The organism is Trichocoleus desertorum ATA4-8-CV12 (genome assembly GCA_019358975.1).
GTDB classification, from domain to species: Bacteria; Cyanobacteriota; Cyanobacteriia; order FACHB-46; family FACHB-46; genus Trichocoleus; species Trichocoleus desertorum_A.
On the sequence record JAHHIL010000078.1, the window covers coordinates 1 to 15,713 of the forward strand.

The window sequence follows — 15,713 nt, forward strand, 5'->3', positions numbered from 1 at the left end:
CAGAGCTACAAACTGGAAAGCATCTGTAGGTGTCATGACCCTTGAAACGTAGCCAGTGAAGGCTCAGACTGGTCAGCTATCTAAAGTCGAGGCATGAAGCCCCGTTCTTTAGAGCGGGGTGCTGACAGGCTTGTTCTGGATGTTCACCTGGGGCTTTTTTGGTGTAGGCCAATTCGTTGATCTATTTCTAGTTCCAGACATGGTGGAGGAGCACAACCTCAAATACCGCGCACGCTTGGGCATGTCACCCACGGGGGTACCGCTGAGTCAGCCTGCTGTGGCCGCCACAGTTCTAAAGCCTACTCGCGAACAGCTCATGGTCAAGTTGCTACAAGCAGCCGCCATGAAAGGGGGTAAATTGTCTGTGACTCAAGGGGTGATGGCAACGGGTCTTGGCTTTGCCGAGGTAGAAGCTCTGCTGCAAGACATGGTCAGAAATGGTTACGTCGGCATCGACAACGATCCCGTTACCGGAGTAGTTACCTACGACTTTAAAGAACTGTAAGTCCCCAAGCTCTTAGTTCCGCACTAACCACTTTTGGGCATTCAAGCGTTGCACTGCCCCCAAAATCAACAGATCTAGCGTCACTTTTCGCTCATCAATCAAGAACGGCTCTAACGTACTAGCTTTGCGGCCCGTGTCTGCATATGAGAAACCTCTCTGACCTTGAATATCTTCCTTAAAGAAGTAGATATTGAACTGCCGCCGTCCCCCTTCCCAGCGACCCACGACTTGCCAACAATCTGGTGCATCGGTCAAACCAGAAATCTGCACTTTTTGGTTCACAAGGCTTAAATCCAGATTTTCCAATCCTTGTTTAGCCAAAGCTGCCTTGAGTGCGGGCAGGTAATGGTGCTCGATAAACTCACCAAATGGCTTATCCTCAACCGCTGGGGCTTTTTCTTTTTTAGCTTTCGCACCCCCTGCCGCCGGAGCCGCATCATCACCTTTGGCTTTCGCAGCCCCCGCTTTTTTGGCAGCGGCTTTCTCGGTAGAGCCAGGGCCAGGATCAGTTTTGGCTGATTTGGCTGGCTTGTCTGTCGCCGTTTGTGAGTCAGTGTCCGCTTTGTTGCCTTCGGTAGTCGGTTTTTCTTCAGCCGCGTTGGGATTTACGTCAGGATTGGCTGTTGCTGGATCAGGAGCATTGGCCGAGGGAATATTAGTTGCAACCGCTTCATCGGTGCTGGACGCATTTTCTTCCGAAACGTCTGGGGCTTGTTGGTCAACCGTGCTAGGAGCAACTTCTCCAGCATCATTGTGATTGGTGGGTTCTGCCATTACTTCGTCAGTCCTTCACTTAAATCTCAGCAACCGCTCGTTCAATTAAGCGACGAGCCAGGGTTTGCACCCCTGTGTGTTCATAATAATTCGTTGTCATATCCAGGAACGCGCCCAGATAGTCTAACTTGTCATTGGAAATTTCAATGAAGTTTTGCAAGTGACTGACAACGGTGTCTGGGGTTAGATTACGCGAGGTGACAAAATTGCTCATCCAACCTTGGGTGGAAGCAAAACTTTCGTTAATAAAACCGAGTTGTCCTGCTGGGTTGCCGCCTGGAATTAAGCCCCCAATTTGCTTGAATACAGGGTGCTGGGTCAAGTCGCCAGGATTAAGTTGGCTTAGAGCCGATTGAGTCTTCAAAATGAAGTCTGGGCCTAGCGGAATTAAACCATCGAAGCAAACTAGCGCCGCCATTCGCATCAAAGATTCGCCGCTGTAGTCACCCAAAGACGCTACAAAATCCCCAATGCTATCGCCGGGAATGCCGTTGATCTGGCAAAAAGCGACTAACTCAGTCACCAGCTTTAGGCTCAAGTCAATGGTTTGGGCCTTGTCTGCTTTAGGGGTGACGCGATCGAGAAAGGAGAGAAATGATACCCGCTCACTGATTTTGTTAGCTAGAGCAGCGGCCCCCAAGGCTCCACCCGCACTATTGACGGTTTGGTAGAGCCACATGGCTCGTTGATAGCCCTGCGAAGGATCGTTGTAAAGCTGAATTGCCCGCTCGCCAACTTGTTGAATCACACCCTCGTCTGTTTCCCCCGTGATGGTGCGAATGGTGTTGTCAAAGCCAACCAAATTTTGCCATTGTCCAGGCACCACAAAGTCTAGAGCTTTGAGGGCATAGACGGTCATGTTATTAGTGGGTAGCTGATCGACTAATTCGAAGATTGGTTTAGCCTGACTCATATCAAAGACTCCTTATTGCTGCGTTTATTAGGCAATGGGTGAGATTTACCCTGATTTTGATGGTTCCCGTTTACTCAAACAGGCTTTAGCTCCGAGTTCCGGAGTCTTAATTCGTTTAAGTCAGCGCTACTAGCTTTTTTGAGCGGTGTTGGGCAAGTTCTTTAGCCCGTCGAGATCAAATTTTTGCAACCAAGCTTCGCGATCGCTCTTGGTAAAGCCTGGATCACGCGAAAGCACTTTCACTTGATAGCGATCGCTCACTAAAACGCTGGTTGCAGTCGTACCTGTTTCAACCGCTGGATAGCCAGCAATGGTCTTGCTGCTTTGTTGATATTTAGCCGCAGCACTAGGATTACTAGCAGTGTCTGAAATCGCTAGCATTGCCACATCTTTGCCCCCTTGCTTCAGTTTGGCTTCCGCAAAACCTGCTTTCTCTTGGGTGTAGACACGCTCATAGCCTCCTCCTGGCTGCGGGAAGAATTTATTAAATTGATCGCCTGAAACTGGCTTAGTAGCCGCTGTAGTCGTTTTGGTCTGGGCGGCTGGCTGTTTCTGAGTGGTTTCTTGCTGCACCTGATCCCATCGGGAAGGCTCTTCGGGGGCACAAGCTGTGGTGAGTAACAGCAGAGACAAACACAGCCCTGCTAAAATCTGTCGCGTGCGAGGAAAAATCATCGCCATCTCCTTTCATCCAAAGGTTTTCAGAGACAAAGGTTTCAGGAACCTGTCATCCCTATTATGGCGATCGCGTTTGGCTTATCCAGAAACTACAGAGTTTTTGCAAGTTTAGGGTTGGTAGTCGGGAAGATCCGTAAAGCTTGATCTGGCACAGATAACTGGACGCGGGTACCAATCGGCAAATTGATCGCAGTGGTGGTGCGGGCGTGCAACTCTCGCCCAGAAGGGGTGCTGAGGCAATAACAATACTCACGGCCTAAAAAGTGGCGATCGCGAATCACCACGGCTGCTTCAGAATCAGCTTCAAGCAAGAGATCTTCCTGACGCACCATTAAATCGCCGCTTTCAGTTTCTATCCATTCATCAGGTGGCAATTTAAAGGAGCCGACTTCTGTCTGCCAAAGCTGCCCTTGCCGCCGCGCCGCAATAAAGTTGGCTTGGGTGACAAATTCGGCCACAAAGCGGGAAGCGGGATGGTGGTAAACCTCTTCTGGGGTGCCGAGCTGCTCCAGTCGCCCTTGTTGCATCACGGCGACTTGATCCGAAATTGCCAATGCCTCTTCTTGGTCATGGGTGACGAAGACCCCAGAAATCCCCGCAGATTTCAATACTTCACGAATTTCTTCGCGCAGACGTAAACGAACTTGCACATCTAAATTACTCAGAGGTTCGTCGAGCAGAATCAGAGCAGGACGGGGAGCCAAGGCCCGCGCCAAAGCAACTCGCTGCTGCTGCCCACCCGACAGCTCGTAGGGATAGCGGTTTTCGAGTCCTTGCAATCTGACTTGAGCGATCGCCTCAGCCGTTCTGGCTTTGATCTGGGCCGAATCCGCTACTTTCTGCAACCCAAAAGCTACATTCTGCTCCACAGTTAGATGGGGAAACAGCGCAAAGTCTTGAAACACCATGCCGACCGATCGCTGTTCTGGTGGTACCCAAGCCCTTGGGCCAGCCACAGTTCTGCCTGCTAAGGCGATCGCCCCTGACTGCAAAGGTTCAAATCCAGCAATCATCCGCAACAGAGTGGTTTTCCCACAGCCAGAAGGACCGAGAAGAGCTAACAGATCTCCTTGATCCAGGGTTAAGGTAACGTCTTCGACAGCGGCAGCAGAGCTGGTAGAAAATTGCTTGGTAACGCGGTCAAGCTGCAAAATAGCGGGTCGGGTCATAGTCGGACTAGGCATGAGACACGGAGCATAGGACGCGGAGCAAACTTAGCGGTGAGCAATTCTGGCCTGGTCTTGCGCCAGGACAATTAAGGTAGAGCCAGCCGAGACTAGGAGCATGGCTAGGGAAGCGGCTGCCGCCTCAGCAAAGGAGATATTTTCTGTGGCTTGCCAGATCTGCGTGGCTAGCGTCTTAAACCCAATCGGGGCTAGCAGCAGCGTTGCAGGTAATTCCTTGATCGCGGTTAAGAACACTAGCACCGTTCCACTGAGAATGCCCGGACGAACTAACGGTAGGGTAATCTCCCGCAAGGTTTGCCAAGGAGTGCGGCCTAAGCTTCTGGCGGATTCTTCCACTTGTGGATTGACTTGCAGCAACGAACTCCGGACAGTCCCCACTGTTTGCGGTAGAAACAAAATCAGGTAAGCAAACACCAACAGCGGCAGCGTTTGGTAAATCCAAGGCAAGTAGTTAGCCCCAAAAAAGACTAAAGACAACGCCACTACAATGCCTGGTAAGCCAAAGCCAATGTAAGAACAACGCTCGATCGCCGTGGTAATTCGTCCGGGAAAGCGCACCGACAATATGGCCACAGGCAAGGCAAATAAAATTGCCGCGATCGCCGCTAATCCCGCTGCCGCGATCGAGTTAAACGCGATGTGCAGTAAATCAGTGGGAGCCAACATATCTACTTTGGCCAACCAGCCCCGTACTAGCCAAAAGATCGTCATGGCAAAAGGCAGCACTAAGCTCAGCGCCACAATAGCGGCACAAAACAGGAGAGCGGGCCATTTCCAGATTCCCAGCTTTACCAACTGAGGCGATCGTCTCACGGCAGCAGCACGACTGTAGTACTTGGCTCGCGATCGCACCCGGTACTCCAACCAAAGAATCAGCAGCACTAAACCCACTAAGACCAGTGCCAGCAGCGAAGCTGAGGTCCGATCAAAACTAGACTTATATTGCAGAAAAATCACGCGGGTAAAGGCATCAAACCGCATCAGCGACGGGGTGCCAAAATCGCGCAAAGCGTACAAGGCGACGAGCAGCCCACCCGCCACGATAGAGGGTCGTAGTTGCGGCAGCGTCACCTGCCAAAAAGTTGCCCAAGGGCTACGGCCCAAACTCCGCGCCACTTCTTCAAGCGCTGGATCAATCCCTTGCAGCCCAGCCCGTACACTTAGCAGCAAGTAAGGATAGGTAAACAACGTCAGCGCTAAAAGCGTTCCAGGCCAACCATAAATTGAAGGCAGCTCTTGAATTCCCAAGGGCTCTAGCAACAACTGCAAGCCACTACCTTTAGGCCCAAAGGCCGCTAGCAGCGTAAAACTGCCCACATAACTGGGAATCGCCAGTGGTAACGTCGCCGCGATCAACCAACTCCTTCGCCCTGGCAAATCAGTTCGTAGCGTTAAGAAAGCGATAGGAATCGCAATCAGCGCTGACAACAACGTGACAGCCGCCGCCATTCCCGCACTGTTCAGCAGCACGGTTAGGGTTCGGGGTCGAGACAGAAGCGTCCACATTTGTTCTGCCCCAATTCCCGAAGTTCGAAACACCAGATAGGCCAGAGGCAAGGCGATCGCGATCGCTACTAGCCCCCCAGCCAAAGTCAAGAAGAAAGGTGGCCCGGAAGCCATTGGCGATCGCCACACCCACCCCTGCAAGAGACGGTGCAGCCCCTTGGAAACTTGCATTTCCTTTAGAGCACTCCAGTCGATTGCAGCAGTTTCAGGGTCGCATCCAGGTCGCTCAAGCTAGCCAAGTCAATTTTCGGCGTTTGCACCTGATCGAGACCTTTCAAGTTGCTACTCGCCACTTTGACTCCATCAGCCAAAGGATATTCCCGCGTCTCGGTTGCAAAGTAGTTCTGGGCTTCGTTGTCCAACAGGAAAGCGACAAACTTTTGGGCTAGTTCTGGACGTTTCGCACTGTCCAAAATCGCTACGCCTGAAACGTTGACCATAGAACCCGCATCACCTGTAAAGTGATGGGCGACAGGTGCCTCAGGATTCTCCAGCTTAAATCGTTCTAGGTAGTAGTGGTTCACCAGACCAAGCGCAATTTCACCACGAGCCAGAGCTTCTACGATGGGCACATTCTTGGGATACACCTTAGGCTCATTGGCTTTCATGCCTTCTAGCCATTGCTTCGCTTTCTCTTCCCCTTCGGTCACCCGCAAAGCAGTGACAAAAGCTTGAAAGGAGCCGTTTGTGGGGGCCCAGCCAATTTTGCCTTTCCATTTCGGATCGGTGAGGTCAAAAATGGATTGAGGCAACTCTTCTGCTTTTACCAAGTCGGTGTTGTAGTCTACCGTGCGAGCGCGTCCCGTCACTCCTACCCACTGTCCCGTTGGGGAATGGAAGCGATCGTCCACCTTGGCGAGTACAGCATCCGGTAGCTTGGTCGTGCGATTGGCTTGTTGCAGCGCTCCCAAAGCACCCGGATCTTGGGCATAAAAGACATCGGCGGGACTATTCTTTTGCTCTTCTAGAATGGCCGCTGTTAGCTCAGCCGTATCGCCGTAGCGAACTCGGACTTTAGTGCCCGTTTCCGCTTCAAATTTTTTGATCAGGGGCCCAACTAATTTCTCATCTCGACCAGAGTAAATGACTAGTTCCTCACCTGTCGTGCTGTTAGCCGCAGTCGTAGCGCTAGGAGAGGTTTGAGCATTGGGGGTGGGGTTGTTGGAGCAAGCGATCGCAACTCCTCCAGTGGTCACCGCCAATCCTAATAAAGACAATAACTTACGACGCTTCACAAAGTTCTCCGTACAGGTTGAGGAATTACTTAATCAAAAAAACTGTCAATAAAATTAGGAAGTAGTTTTTACATTAGTTTGGCTAGAACGGTTAGAAACAAATCGGGTGAATCGGTATATGACCGTAGAACACTGAGTCACCCTAGCCAATATTAATGCAAGTGATTCTCAATTCAAAATCAGGAAACGATCACGAACCTAAACTCAAAATCCTGATCTGTTGATTTGGATCTGCCATTACCCCAGAGTTTGGTGACAATCCTCTCGAAAAGTGCCTAAAACGATCAGCAACTCCGAGAGGAAACCTTCTACAATGGGTGGGATTTACGAACCATGAAAGCTTTAGCAAGACTATGCCTCGTCGCGATGACCTCCGCAAGATTTTGTTGATTGGCTCTGGCCCGATTGTAATTGGGCAAGCTAGTGAGTTTGATTACTCAGGAACTCAGGCTTGTAAGGCACTGCGAGATGAAGGCTACGAGGTGGTGCTGGTTAACTCCAACCCAGCCACAATCATGACGGACCCAGACACCGCCGATCGCACTTACATCGAACCGCTCACCCCTGAGCTACTAGAGAAAATCATTGCTAAGGAGCGACCCGATGCCTTGCTACCCACCATGGGAGGGCAAACAGCACTAAATTTAGCCGTCACGCTAGCCAAGAACGGGGTTCTAGAGCAGTACGGCGTAGAGTTGATCGGAGCCAAGTTGCCTGCGATCGAAAAGGCAGAAGACCGCAAGCTCTTTAAAGAGGCGATGGAGAAAATTGGGGTTAGCGTTTGCCCTTCTGGCCTCGCGGAGAACATGGCAGAAGCCAAGCAAATCGCGATTCAAATTGGCTCCTATCCGTTAATTATTCGGCCTGCTTTTACCCTGGGCGGCTCAGGGGGTGGCATTGCTTACAACCAAGAAGAATTTGAAGAAATTTCTCAATCTGGTTTAGATGCTAGCCCCGTCTCCCAGATTCTGATCGAACAATCGCTCTTGGGTTGGAAAGAGTACGAGCTGGAAGTGATGCGCGACCTGGCAGATAACGTAGTGATTATCTGCTCCATCGAGAATATCGACCCGATGGGCATCCACACAGGCGATTCCATCACGGTCGCCCCTGCCCAAACTTTAACTGACAAGGAATATCAACGGCTGCGGGACGCTTCGATCAAAATCATTCGCGAGATTGGGGTAGAAACGGGTGGCTCCAACATCCAGTTTGCCATTCATCCTGAAACCGGCGATTTGGTTGTGATCGAAATGAACCCCCGTGTCTCTCGTAGCTCGGCCTTAGCTTCTAAGGCGACTGGATTCGCGATCGCCAAGATTGCCGCCAAGTTAGCGGTTGGTTACACCTTGGATGAGATCCCCAACGACATCACCAAGAAAACCCCCGCTAGCTTTGAGCCGACGATTGACTACGTCGTCACCAAAATTCCTCGCTTCGCCTTCGAGAAGTTTCCGGGCTCTACCCCCGTTCTTACCACCCAGATGAAGTCGGTGGGTGAGGCAATGGCGATGGGGCGCACGTTCCAAGAGTCTTTTCAAAAAGCTGTGCGATCGCTAGAGACTGGACGCGCAGGCTGGGGCTGCGATCGCGCCGAAAAATTGCCTAGCCTGGAGCATATTCGGGCTTCTCTCCGTACTCCCAACCCTGATCGCATCTTTACAGTGCGTCATGCTTTCCAAATGGGCATGACCGTGGCTGAAGTTTACGAACTGACTGGCATTGATCCCTGGTTTCTCGACAAACTTCAAGAACTACTAGAAGTGGCTAAGGCCATGAAGCGCAAGTCACTCCAGGAGTTCAGCAAAGACGAGCTTTATGCGGTCAAGCAGCAAGGCTTTAGCGATCGCCAGATTGCCTATGCCACCAAAACCACCGAAGACGAAGTTCGAGCCTATCGCCAGAGCTTAGGCGTGATTCCCGTCTACAAAACGGTTGATACCTGCGCTGCCGAGTTTGAGGCTTACACACCTTATTACTACTCCACCTACGAAGAAGAAACCGAAGTTCTCCCTTCTGACAGGCCCAAGGTAATGATTTTGGGCAGTGGCCCGAACCGGATTGGTCAGGGAATTGAGTTTGACTACTGTTGTTGCCATGCCTCCTTTGCCTTAGCTAAAGAAGGCTTTGAGACAATCATGGTCAACTCCAACCCCGAAACCGTTTCCACCGACTATGACACCAGCGATCGCCTCTACTTTGAGCCTCTAACTAAAGAAGATGTGATCAACATCATCGAAGCCGAGAACCCCGTCGGGATCATTATTCAGTTCGGTGGTCAAACCCCGTTGAAGCTGGCTGTACCTTTACAGGAGTATCTGCAAAAGCGGCAGGATGCTGCTGAGAGATCCTCTCAGGAAATAGAAAACAGAGAAAATTCCGATTTCATCCCTCTTCCTTCATCCCACCCTGCGGGAACGCTAGATGCGTACATCCCTAAGATTTGGGGCACCTCCCCTGACTCCATTGATGTAGCGGAAGATCGGGAGCGCTTCGAGAAAATTCTCCGGCAACTTGACATTCACCAACCCCCCAACGGGCTGGCTCGTAGTACCGATGAAGCAGTATCTGTTGCCCGCAAAATCGACTACCCCGTGGTAGTACGTCCCAGTTATGTGCTCGGTGGTCGGGCAATGGAAATTGTCTACTCCGATGCGGAGCTAGAGCGCTACATGACCTACGCCGTGCAGGTCGAACCAGATCATCCTATCTTGATCGATAAATTCCTCGAAAATGCGATCGAAGTTGATGTAGATGCGATCGCCGACCAGACAGGGCGTGTGGTGATCGGTGGCATCATGGAGCACATTGAGCAAGCTGGGATTCACTCCGGCGACTCTGCTTGCTCTCTGCCGACTACTTCTCTCGCTCCCCCAGCCCTCGAAACTATTCGCACCTGGACAGTGCAATTGGCCAAAGCTCTGAATGTAGTGGGGCTGATGAATATTCAGTTTGCAGTCCAAGGTGAGCAAGTCTATATCCTTGAAGCCAATCCTCGCGCCTCCCGTACCGTTCCTTTTGTCTCTAAAGCCATTGGTTTACCTCTAGCCAAGATTGCTGCGCGGGTGATGTCAGGTCAAACTCTAGAGTCGGTTGGATTTACAGAAGAGATAATCCCGCAGCATCTTTCTGTGAAGGAAGCGGTTTTACCCTTCGATAAATTCCCTGGCACAGACACCATCCTAGGGCCAGAAATGCGCTCTACAGGTGAGGTGATGGGCATTGACACCGACTTTGGTAAAGCGTTTGCCAAAGCGGCTCTGGCTGCGGGTCAGCGCCTGCCTTTGTCAGGAACTGTGTTTGTGTCAATGAGCGATCGCGATAAAGCTGCCGTAGTCCCAGTTGTTCGTGACTTGATTGACATCGGTTTCCGGGTAGTAGCAACCGACGGAACTCGTAATGTCTTACGAGAGCACGGTTTAGAAGTCGAGTTAGTGCTGAAGCTGCACGAGGGACGACCCCATGTGCTGGATTCTATTAAAAATGAGAAAATTCAGCTCATTCTTAACACACCATCTGGCGAAGAAGCTCAAACCGATGCCCGTTTAATCCGCCGGAGCGCGTTGTCTTACAAGATTCCCATTATCACTACTATCGCTGGAGCCAAAGCCACTGCCGCAGCGATTCGTTCTCTCCAGTCTCAGCCTTTAGATGTCAAAGCCATACAGGATTACATCGCTCAGTTAAATGGTGATGCCATATCCTAATTTTTAGGAGTTGAACTCTCCAAAATAGAAGTAGAACCGTACTCCTCATCCTTCAGTGGGCGGGGAGTATTTTTTATGGGGAATGCCCCTGGAGAGCATTTACGATTTTTTGGGGTATGTACTACGATGAGTTACCTTTGTCATCCATTGGCCCCTCGCTACGTAACTCAAAGGTGGGGCTCACAGGTGGGGCGATCGCTAAATTGAAAACTACCCTAAAAGTACAGAAGCCCCGAAGCTGTAGTTGATTTATGAGAGCTGCGGCTGTAAGCAGAGAATCTTAAAAAAAGTTAATAATTTCTGGCCAATTCGAGAATTACAGGGTTAATGATATTCACCGAATTTTGTTGCTCAGGATGCATTCGTATTGCTAATTCACGGGTACTCTAACGGTACATTCCCCGAAAACCCTAAGATTCAGCCTGAGGAGGTATACACAAGTACTTCTCAGAAATGTTACGATTGTTAACATTAAAATCCCCAAATTATTAAGGCTTCTTATGCTGACAGAAATTAACCTTCTAACTGAAATCGCTATTTCCATCAGCTTAGGTTTAGGGCTAGCTGCATTAAGTTTCCCCTCACGCTCAGAAGTACCGGAATACTCTTTAGTCCCTGTTCGCGTTAAGCCTGATCGGCGGCTGTAAGTTCATCTTCGTCTTGCTGAATTAATTCACTGCTCTGTCTACTGGCTCAAAACAGCCAGTAGCATTCTTTTGCCCCTCCTCATGTCATTGTCAATCTAAGACTCAGCGCCATGAAAACTGCTCAGACTTCTACCGATCCCGTACGCGCTTACCTCCGAGAAATTGGTCGTGTTCCGCTACTGACCCATGAGCAGGAAATCCTTTATGGAAAGCAGGTTCAGCGCGTAGCAGCACTTTATGAAATTCAGGAAACGTTGGCTCAGAATTTAGCGGTTTCCCCTAGCTTTGCTGAGTGGGCCGAGCAAGCCCAGATGTCTGAGGCCGATTTACATCAGGCTATCGAGGAAGGTGAGACGGCAAAGCGCAAGATGGTAGAAGCCAATCTGCGCTTGGTTGTATCTGTCGCTAAGAAATATATTAAGCGCAACGTTGACTTACTAGATCTGATTCAAGAAGGCACGATCGGCATGCAGCGAGGAGTTGAGAAGTTCGACCCTTCTAAGGGCTATCGTTTCTCTACTTATGCTTACTGGTGGATTCGCCAAGCGATTACCCGCGCGATCGCTGAGAAAGGCCGAACGATCCGTTTACCTATCCACATCACAGAGAAACTCAACAAAATAAAAAAAGCTCAGCGACAACTGGCTCAGAAGCTTGGCAGAGCTGCAACTGCTGCGGAACTGGCAGAAGAATTAGAACTTACACCCCGCCAAGTTCGAGACTATTTAGAGCGGGCGCGGCAACCTCTATCCTTAGATCTGCGAGTGGGAGACAACCAGGATACCGAACTGGGTGAGCTACTCGAAGACACAGGTCCCTCTCCAGAGGATTTTGCGGCTCAGTCTTCTCTACGGGCAGATTTAGAGCGGTTAATGGCTGACCTCACACCTCAGCAGCAGCAAGTCTTAGCCTTACGCTTCGGTCTTGAAGATGGCAAATCGATGACGTTGGCCAAGATTGGCGATCGCTTAAACATTAGTCGGGAGCGGGTTCGCCAGATTGAGCGCGAAGCTTTAACTAAGCTACGTAAGCGCAAAGCCGACATGCGGGAATACATTGCTAGTTAATCGCTAGGTAACACGGTTGGCTCAAAATTGAGGACAACCCATCGTCTTTGGTTCGGTTCTACCTACTGCCTGAGTTCACTTCTCCTGTTAGATTGGATTATAGAAACTTGTAGAAACGTTAACAGTCAAACAACTTAAGGTAATTGAGCATCAGTTGCTTGATGTCGAGGCTGTTGAGTTCTACTGCCAGGAGGTACAAGTTGAATAACTCATCTAACCCATTTCCAGAAGTTTTTGGAAGTAGCACCGAGTCCAGTGAACTGCTGTGGCGCTACCTGCAAGCGATGAGCCCAGAAACTATCTCTCAACTCTCCAAACCCACCTCCCCTGAAGTGCTACAGGTGATAGAGCGTAATGTGATTGGATTGCTGGGTGGCTTACCTTCAGAACACTTTGATGTAGAGATCACCACCAGTCGTGAGCATTTAGGTCGTCTACTGGCCTCAGCCATGATTAGTGGTTACTTCCTCCGCAATGCTGAGCAGCGGATGGCCTTTGAAAAATCTTTGCTTGCTTCTGAAACCTATACTTCTGACGCTGAATAGATCGCTGAATCGGTAGACCGCTAGGATTGCTCGTGTCCGTAGTGAACAATAAATTAATTAAGCAGAACTCGGCAGATTGGGAAGTCAGTTTGCCGAGTTCTGCTGTATTAGAGTTACGGCGATCGCTTCTAGATTGGTATCACCAATTTGGCCGTGACTTACCTTGGCGGCGCAATCGAGATCCTTACGCCATTTGGATCTCCGAAATCATGTTGCAGCAAACCCAAGTCAAAACCGTCATTCCTTACTACGAGCGTTGGCTAACTCTGTTTCCTACGGTAACCACCTTGGCAGTGGCTGAGCAGCAACAAGTTCTCAAAGCATGGCAAGGCCTAGGATATTATGCTCGGGCTCGCAACTTGCACCGTACCGCTCAGGTGATTGTTGAGCAATACGACGCTACCTTTCCCCAAGACTTAATAGCTGTTCTACAGCTTCCTGGCATTGGCCGCACTACTGCTGGCGGAATTTTGAGTGCAGCTTTTAATCAAGTAGTCGCTATTTTGGATGGTAATGTGAAGCGAGTGCTGACTCGTTTAGCGGCAATAGAGGTTCCCCCCTCGAAAGCGACTAAACAACTCTGGCAACTCTCCGAAACGATTCTTGATCCAAAGCAGCCCAGAAACTTTAATCAAGCATTGATGGACTTAGGGGCTACACTTTGCACTCCCCAAAATCCTGCTTGTCTGATTTGTCCTTGGAGTGCTTACTGTCGAGCTTATCAATTTAATCTGCAATCTGAACTACCTATGTCTGAAACTCGCGCCCCTCTCCCTCACAAGTTGATCGGTGTCGCCGTCATTTGGAACGACCAAGGTCAAATCCTCATCGATCGCCGCCGTCAAGAAGGACTATTAGGTGGCTTGTGGGAATTTCCCGGTGGCAAAGTTGAGCCAGGAGAAACTGTAGAAGCCTGCATCCAGCGAGAAATTCGAGAAGAGTTAGGCATTGAGGTAGCGGTAGGCGATCGCCTAATTACCATTGACCATGCCTACACTCACTTCCGTGTCACCTTAAATGTGCATCATTGTCGCCATGTCAGCGGAGACCCCCAACCGATCGAATGTGATGAAGTGCGCTGGGTGACTTTAGCAGAAATTGATCAGTTTCCCTTCCCGAAGGCGAATGTACAAATCATTGAAGCCTTACGCCAAACGAGCAACGTTTAACTCATCTGCATCAATTCCCTTAAAATCGGGATTGGGCGATAAGGGTTACACCCTCGCAAGCGATCGCATTACTGAAAGCCCTTTCCCGATTTCTTTTTGCCTTTACTCTTTGCCTTCGACTGGCCCACCTCGGCCAGCGCTTCCTGGAAAAGGTTATGTAAATGGACTGGTACGCTCGCAACCTCTGGTAGATTAGGCTCAATTGGCTTTTTGAATTCTTGCAGTAGTCCAGGCAAATCTTGACTTAGTTGAAAGTCTGGCCGCTGTAACACTACTTGCAGCAGCTTCTCCAACTTCACAGGATACTTCTCTGCCAACTGATACCAGACATAGGCATTAATCTCTGGGCTTTCTAAGTAGTGACGCACTAGCTTCTCTGCATTCTCAGCAACACTCGAATCATCCGCGATCAACAAACTCTCAAATCGATAGTAAGTTGGCAGAAACATTTGGCCCCAGCGAGGATGAGCTAATACAGTCACCTTTTCTGCTTTCTTCAGTTCGGCAGGTAGTTCCACCTTGGGCATTACCATTTTCATAGCTTGTTTACTTTCCAGAACCTTAGCTACAGCCTTTGCGTCTGCTCCTGCGGCCTCTGCTACCAACTCCATTTCAGCTGAGTCTACCCCTGCCTCCATCGCGATTTCAGCTAGAGATTTAGAATCATCGATACCAGCATCAGCCAGACGCTGCTGCGTCACCTTCTCCTGCATCTGAGCAATTTTCTTACTGAGTTCATATCCAGACATCGTGACTTCATCACTACCAAAGAAGTCTAGAAAATCTTGATGATATTGTTCTACCGATCGCCAAGATTCTTCTAATAATTCTGGCGCATCGCTATATAGTGCATGTTTATAGTTTTGCTTAAAGTTACCGATCGCCACAGCTAGCTTGGGTTTGCCTAATTTCCCCATGGGAATGCAAGGCCCAGAAAACATCCACTCTGTTTGTGTGACAGGAGCAATCCGGGTCAATAAAACATCTCCTGACTGGAACCGAAACATCTCTTGTTTTGTGGCTTCATTGTTAGGCTTAACCACATAATACTTAGCAGTGAGCCAATTCATTAGCTCAAACCCATCGGCAAGAGATTGTTTAATTTCGAATAATCCAATAAAACTACAATGCCAACTTAAAAGTAGGGCGCGATCGCTCTCCGACAGTTCCGCTTGCCCCTCCAAAAACAAATCAAGCGGAGTTTTATCACCAACCTTACCTTCTGTAAGAAACGTATCTAGCCACAAATTTCTCTGGTTAATATCAGGCTGTTGGCTGCGTAGATGCTCAGCACTATACGACTCCAGTGCTGTCGCCAAATCTCCTTCCGCTTCCATTGCAAACTCGATTAACGCTTGCTTTAACTCTCTCGCTCTTTCCAAAATGACATCCACAGTCGCATCTCCCATAAACGATGCCACCATAAACTTTTAAGCAACTTAGCGTCAAACGCCTTTTGGTAGAACTGCTTAGAGACTAGATAGTTCTACCGCGTAAAACCTATATTGCTATTGCTGCTCGTCTCATACCTAGACCAAAGCAGATATAACGACACAAACATGATAAGCACACAAAAAAGAGGAGAGAGGGGCTTCCTCAGAAACTCCTCTCTCCTCTAGCGCCTAGTTAGCGCTCTTTTTATCTTAGTATTGCCCTGGCATCGAGCTATTGTCCCGTGGGGCTACCCCCAAAGTATCGTCGCCGCTGCAGCGTTTCACCTCTGAGTTCGAGATGGGTCAGTGTGGTTCCACCGCGCCATGAACACCAGGAATACTGTTTC

At 49.7% G+C, this 15,713-nt stretch carries 12 protein-coding genes and 1 rRNA gene; 5 read left to right on the forward strand and 8 right to left on the reverse strand.

Annotation, left to right across the window (positions count from 1 at the left end):
- Positions 1-118: 118 nt before the first annotated feature.
- Positions 119-505 carry a hypothetical protein gene (locus KME12_26630; protein MBW4491341.1) on the forward strand — a complete coding sequence of 129 codons (387 nt, stop codon included), beginning with the start codon at positions 119-121 and terminating at the stop codon, positions 503-505.
- Positions 506-517: 12 nt separating this feature from the next.
- On the opposite strand, the gene KME12_26635 is transcribed toward KME12_26630, so the two are convergent.
- The 6 genes from KME12_26635 to KME12_26660 all read right to left on the reverse strand — a co-directional run bounded on the left by KME12_26635 (position 518) and on the right by KME12_26660 (position 6,798).
- Positions 518-1,279 (reverse strand): DUF2996 domain-containing protein, encoded by a 762-nt coding sequence (locus KME12_26635; protein ID MBW4491342.1) that lies wholly within the window; start codon positions 1,277-1,279, stop codon positions 518-520.
- Between the two features lie 19 nt (positions 1,280-1,298).
- Complete coding sequence (locus KME12_26640; GenBank protein ID MBW4491343.1) at positions 1,299-2,192, reverse strand: hypothetical protein; 894 nt, start codon at positions 2,190-2,192, stop codon at positions 1,299-1,301.
- A gap of 129 nt (positions 2,193-2,321) precedes the next feature.
- Complete coding sequence (locus KME12_26645; protein ID MBW4491344.1) at positions 2,322-2,867, reverse strand: hypothetical protein; 546 nt, start codon at positions 2,865-2,867, stop codon at positions 2,322-2,324.
- 92 nt (positions 2,868-2,959) lie between these two features.
- On the reverse strand, positions 2,960-4,039 hold the full coding sequence (locus KME12_26650; protein MBW4491345.1) for an ABC transporter ATP-binding protein: 1,080 nt from the start codon (positions 4,037-4,039) through the stop codon (positions 2,960-2,962).
- A gap of 45 nt (positions 4,040-4,084) precedes the next feature.
- Complete coding sequence (locus KME12_26655; protein MBW4491346.1) at positions 4,085-5,677, reverse strand: iron ABC transporter permease; 1,593 nt, start codon at positions 5,675-5,677, stop codon at positions 4,085-4,087.
- Between the two features lie 62 nt (positions 5,678-5,739).
- Positions 5,740-6,798: an iron ABC transporter substrate-binding protein gene (locus KME12_26660; protein ID MBW4491347.1), complete on the reverse strand. Its 1,059-nt coding sequence runs from the start codon at positions 6,796-6,798 to the stop codon at positions 5,740-5,742.
- A gap of 353 nt (positions 6,799-7,151) precedes the next feature.
- Here KME12_26660 and carB point away from each other — a divergent pair, with 353 nt between their 5' ends.
- The 4 genes from carB (at position 7,152) to mutY (ending at position 13,933) form a co-directional block, all read left to right on the forward strand.
- On the forward strand, positions 7,152-10,505 hold the full coding sequence (gene carB / locus KME12_26665) for a carbamoyl-phosphate synthase large subunit (protein MBW4491348.1): 3,354 nt from the start codon (positions 7,152-7,154) through the stop codon (positions 10,503-10,505).
- Between the two features lie 757 nt (positions 10,506-11,262).
- The gene (locus tag KME12_26670; GenBank protein ID MBW4491349.1) at positions 11,263-12,219 is read left to right on the forward strand and encodes an RNA polymerase sigma factor, RpoD/SigA family; all 957 of its coding nucleotides are present in this window, start codon (positions 11,263-11,265) and stop codon (positions 12,217-12,219) included.
- Between the two features lie 161 nt (positions 12,220-12,380).
- Entirely contained in the window at positions 12,381-12,764 is a 384-nt protein-coding gene (locus tag KME12_26675) for a DUF760 domain-containing protein (protein ID MBW4491350.1), read from the forward strand.
- Positions 12,765-12,853: 89 nt separating this feature from the next.
- Positions 12,854-13,933: an A/G-specific adenine glycosylase gene (mutY, locus tag KME12_26680; GenBank protein ID MBW4491351.1), complete on the forward strand. Its 1,080-nt coding sequence runs from the start codon at positions 12,854-12,856 to the stop codon at positions 13,931-13,933.
- 68 nt (positions 13,934-14,001) lie between these two features.
- On the opposite strand, the gene KME12_26685 is transcribed toward mutY, so the two are convergent.
- Together KME12_26685 and rrf are read right to left on the reverse strand one after the other, a co-directional pair.
- Complete coding sequence (locus tag KME12_26685) at positions 14,002-15,327, reverse strand: hypothetical protein (protein ID MBW4491352.1); 1,326 nt, start codon at positions 15,325-15,327, stop codon at positions 14,002-14,004.
- A 258-nt stretch (positions 15,328-15,585) separates the two neighbouring features.
- Positions 15,586-15,702 (reverse strand): 5S ribosomal RNA (gene rrf, locus KME12_26690).
- Positions 15,703-15,713: the final 11 nt, after the last annotated feature.

What these genes read in the sequence shown, in the direction of transcription:
- KME12_26635 (MBW4491342.1), bottom strand. Translation starts at nt 1,279, where the DNA reads ATGGCAGAACCCACCAATCACAATGATGCTGGAGAAGTTGCTCCTAGC.
- KME12_26640 (MBW4491343.1), bottom strand. Translation starts at nt 2,192, where the DNA reads ATGAGTCAGGCTAAACCAATCTTCGAATTAGTCGATCAGCTACCCACT.
- KME12_26645 (MBW4491344.1), bottom strand. Translation starts at nt 2,867, where the DNA reads ATGATTTTTCCTCGCACGCGACAGATTTTAGCAGGGCTGTGTTTGTCT.
- KME12_26650 (MBW4491345.1), bottom strand. Translation starts at nt 4,039, where the DNA reads ATGACCCGACCCGCTATTTTGCAGCTTGACCGCGTTACCAAGCAATTT.
- KME12_26655 (MBW4491346.1), bottom strand. Translation starts at nt 5,677, where the DNA reads ATGGCTTCCGGGCCACCTTTCTTCTTGACTTTGGCTGGGGGGCTAGTA.
- carB (MBW4491348.1), top strand. Translation starts at nt 7,152, where the DNA reads ATGCCTCGTCGCGATGACCTCCGCAAGATTTTGTTGATTGGCTCTGGC.
- KME12_26670 (MBW4491349.1), top strand. Translation starts at nt 11,263, where the DNA reads ATGAAAACTGCTCAGACTTCTACCGATCCCGTACGCGCTTACCTCCGA.
- KME12_26675 (MBW4491350.1), top strand. Translation starts at nt 12,381, where the DNA reads ATGTCGAGGCTGTTGAGTTCTACTGCCAGGAGGTACAAGTTGAATAAC.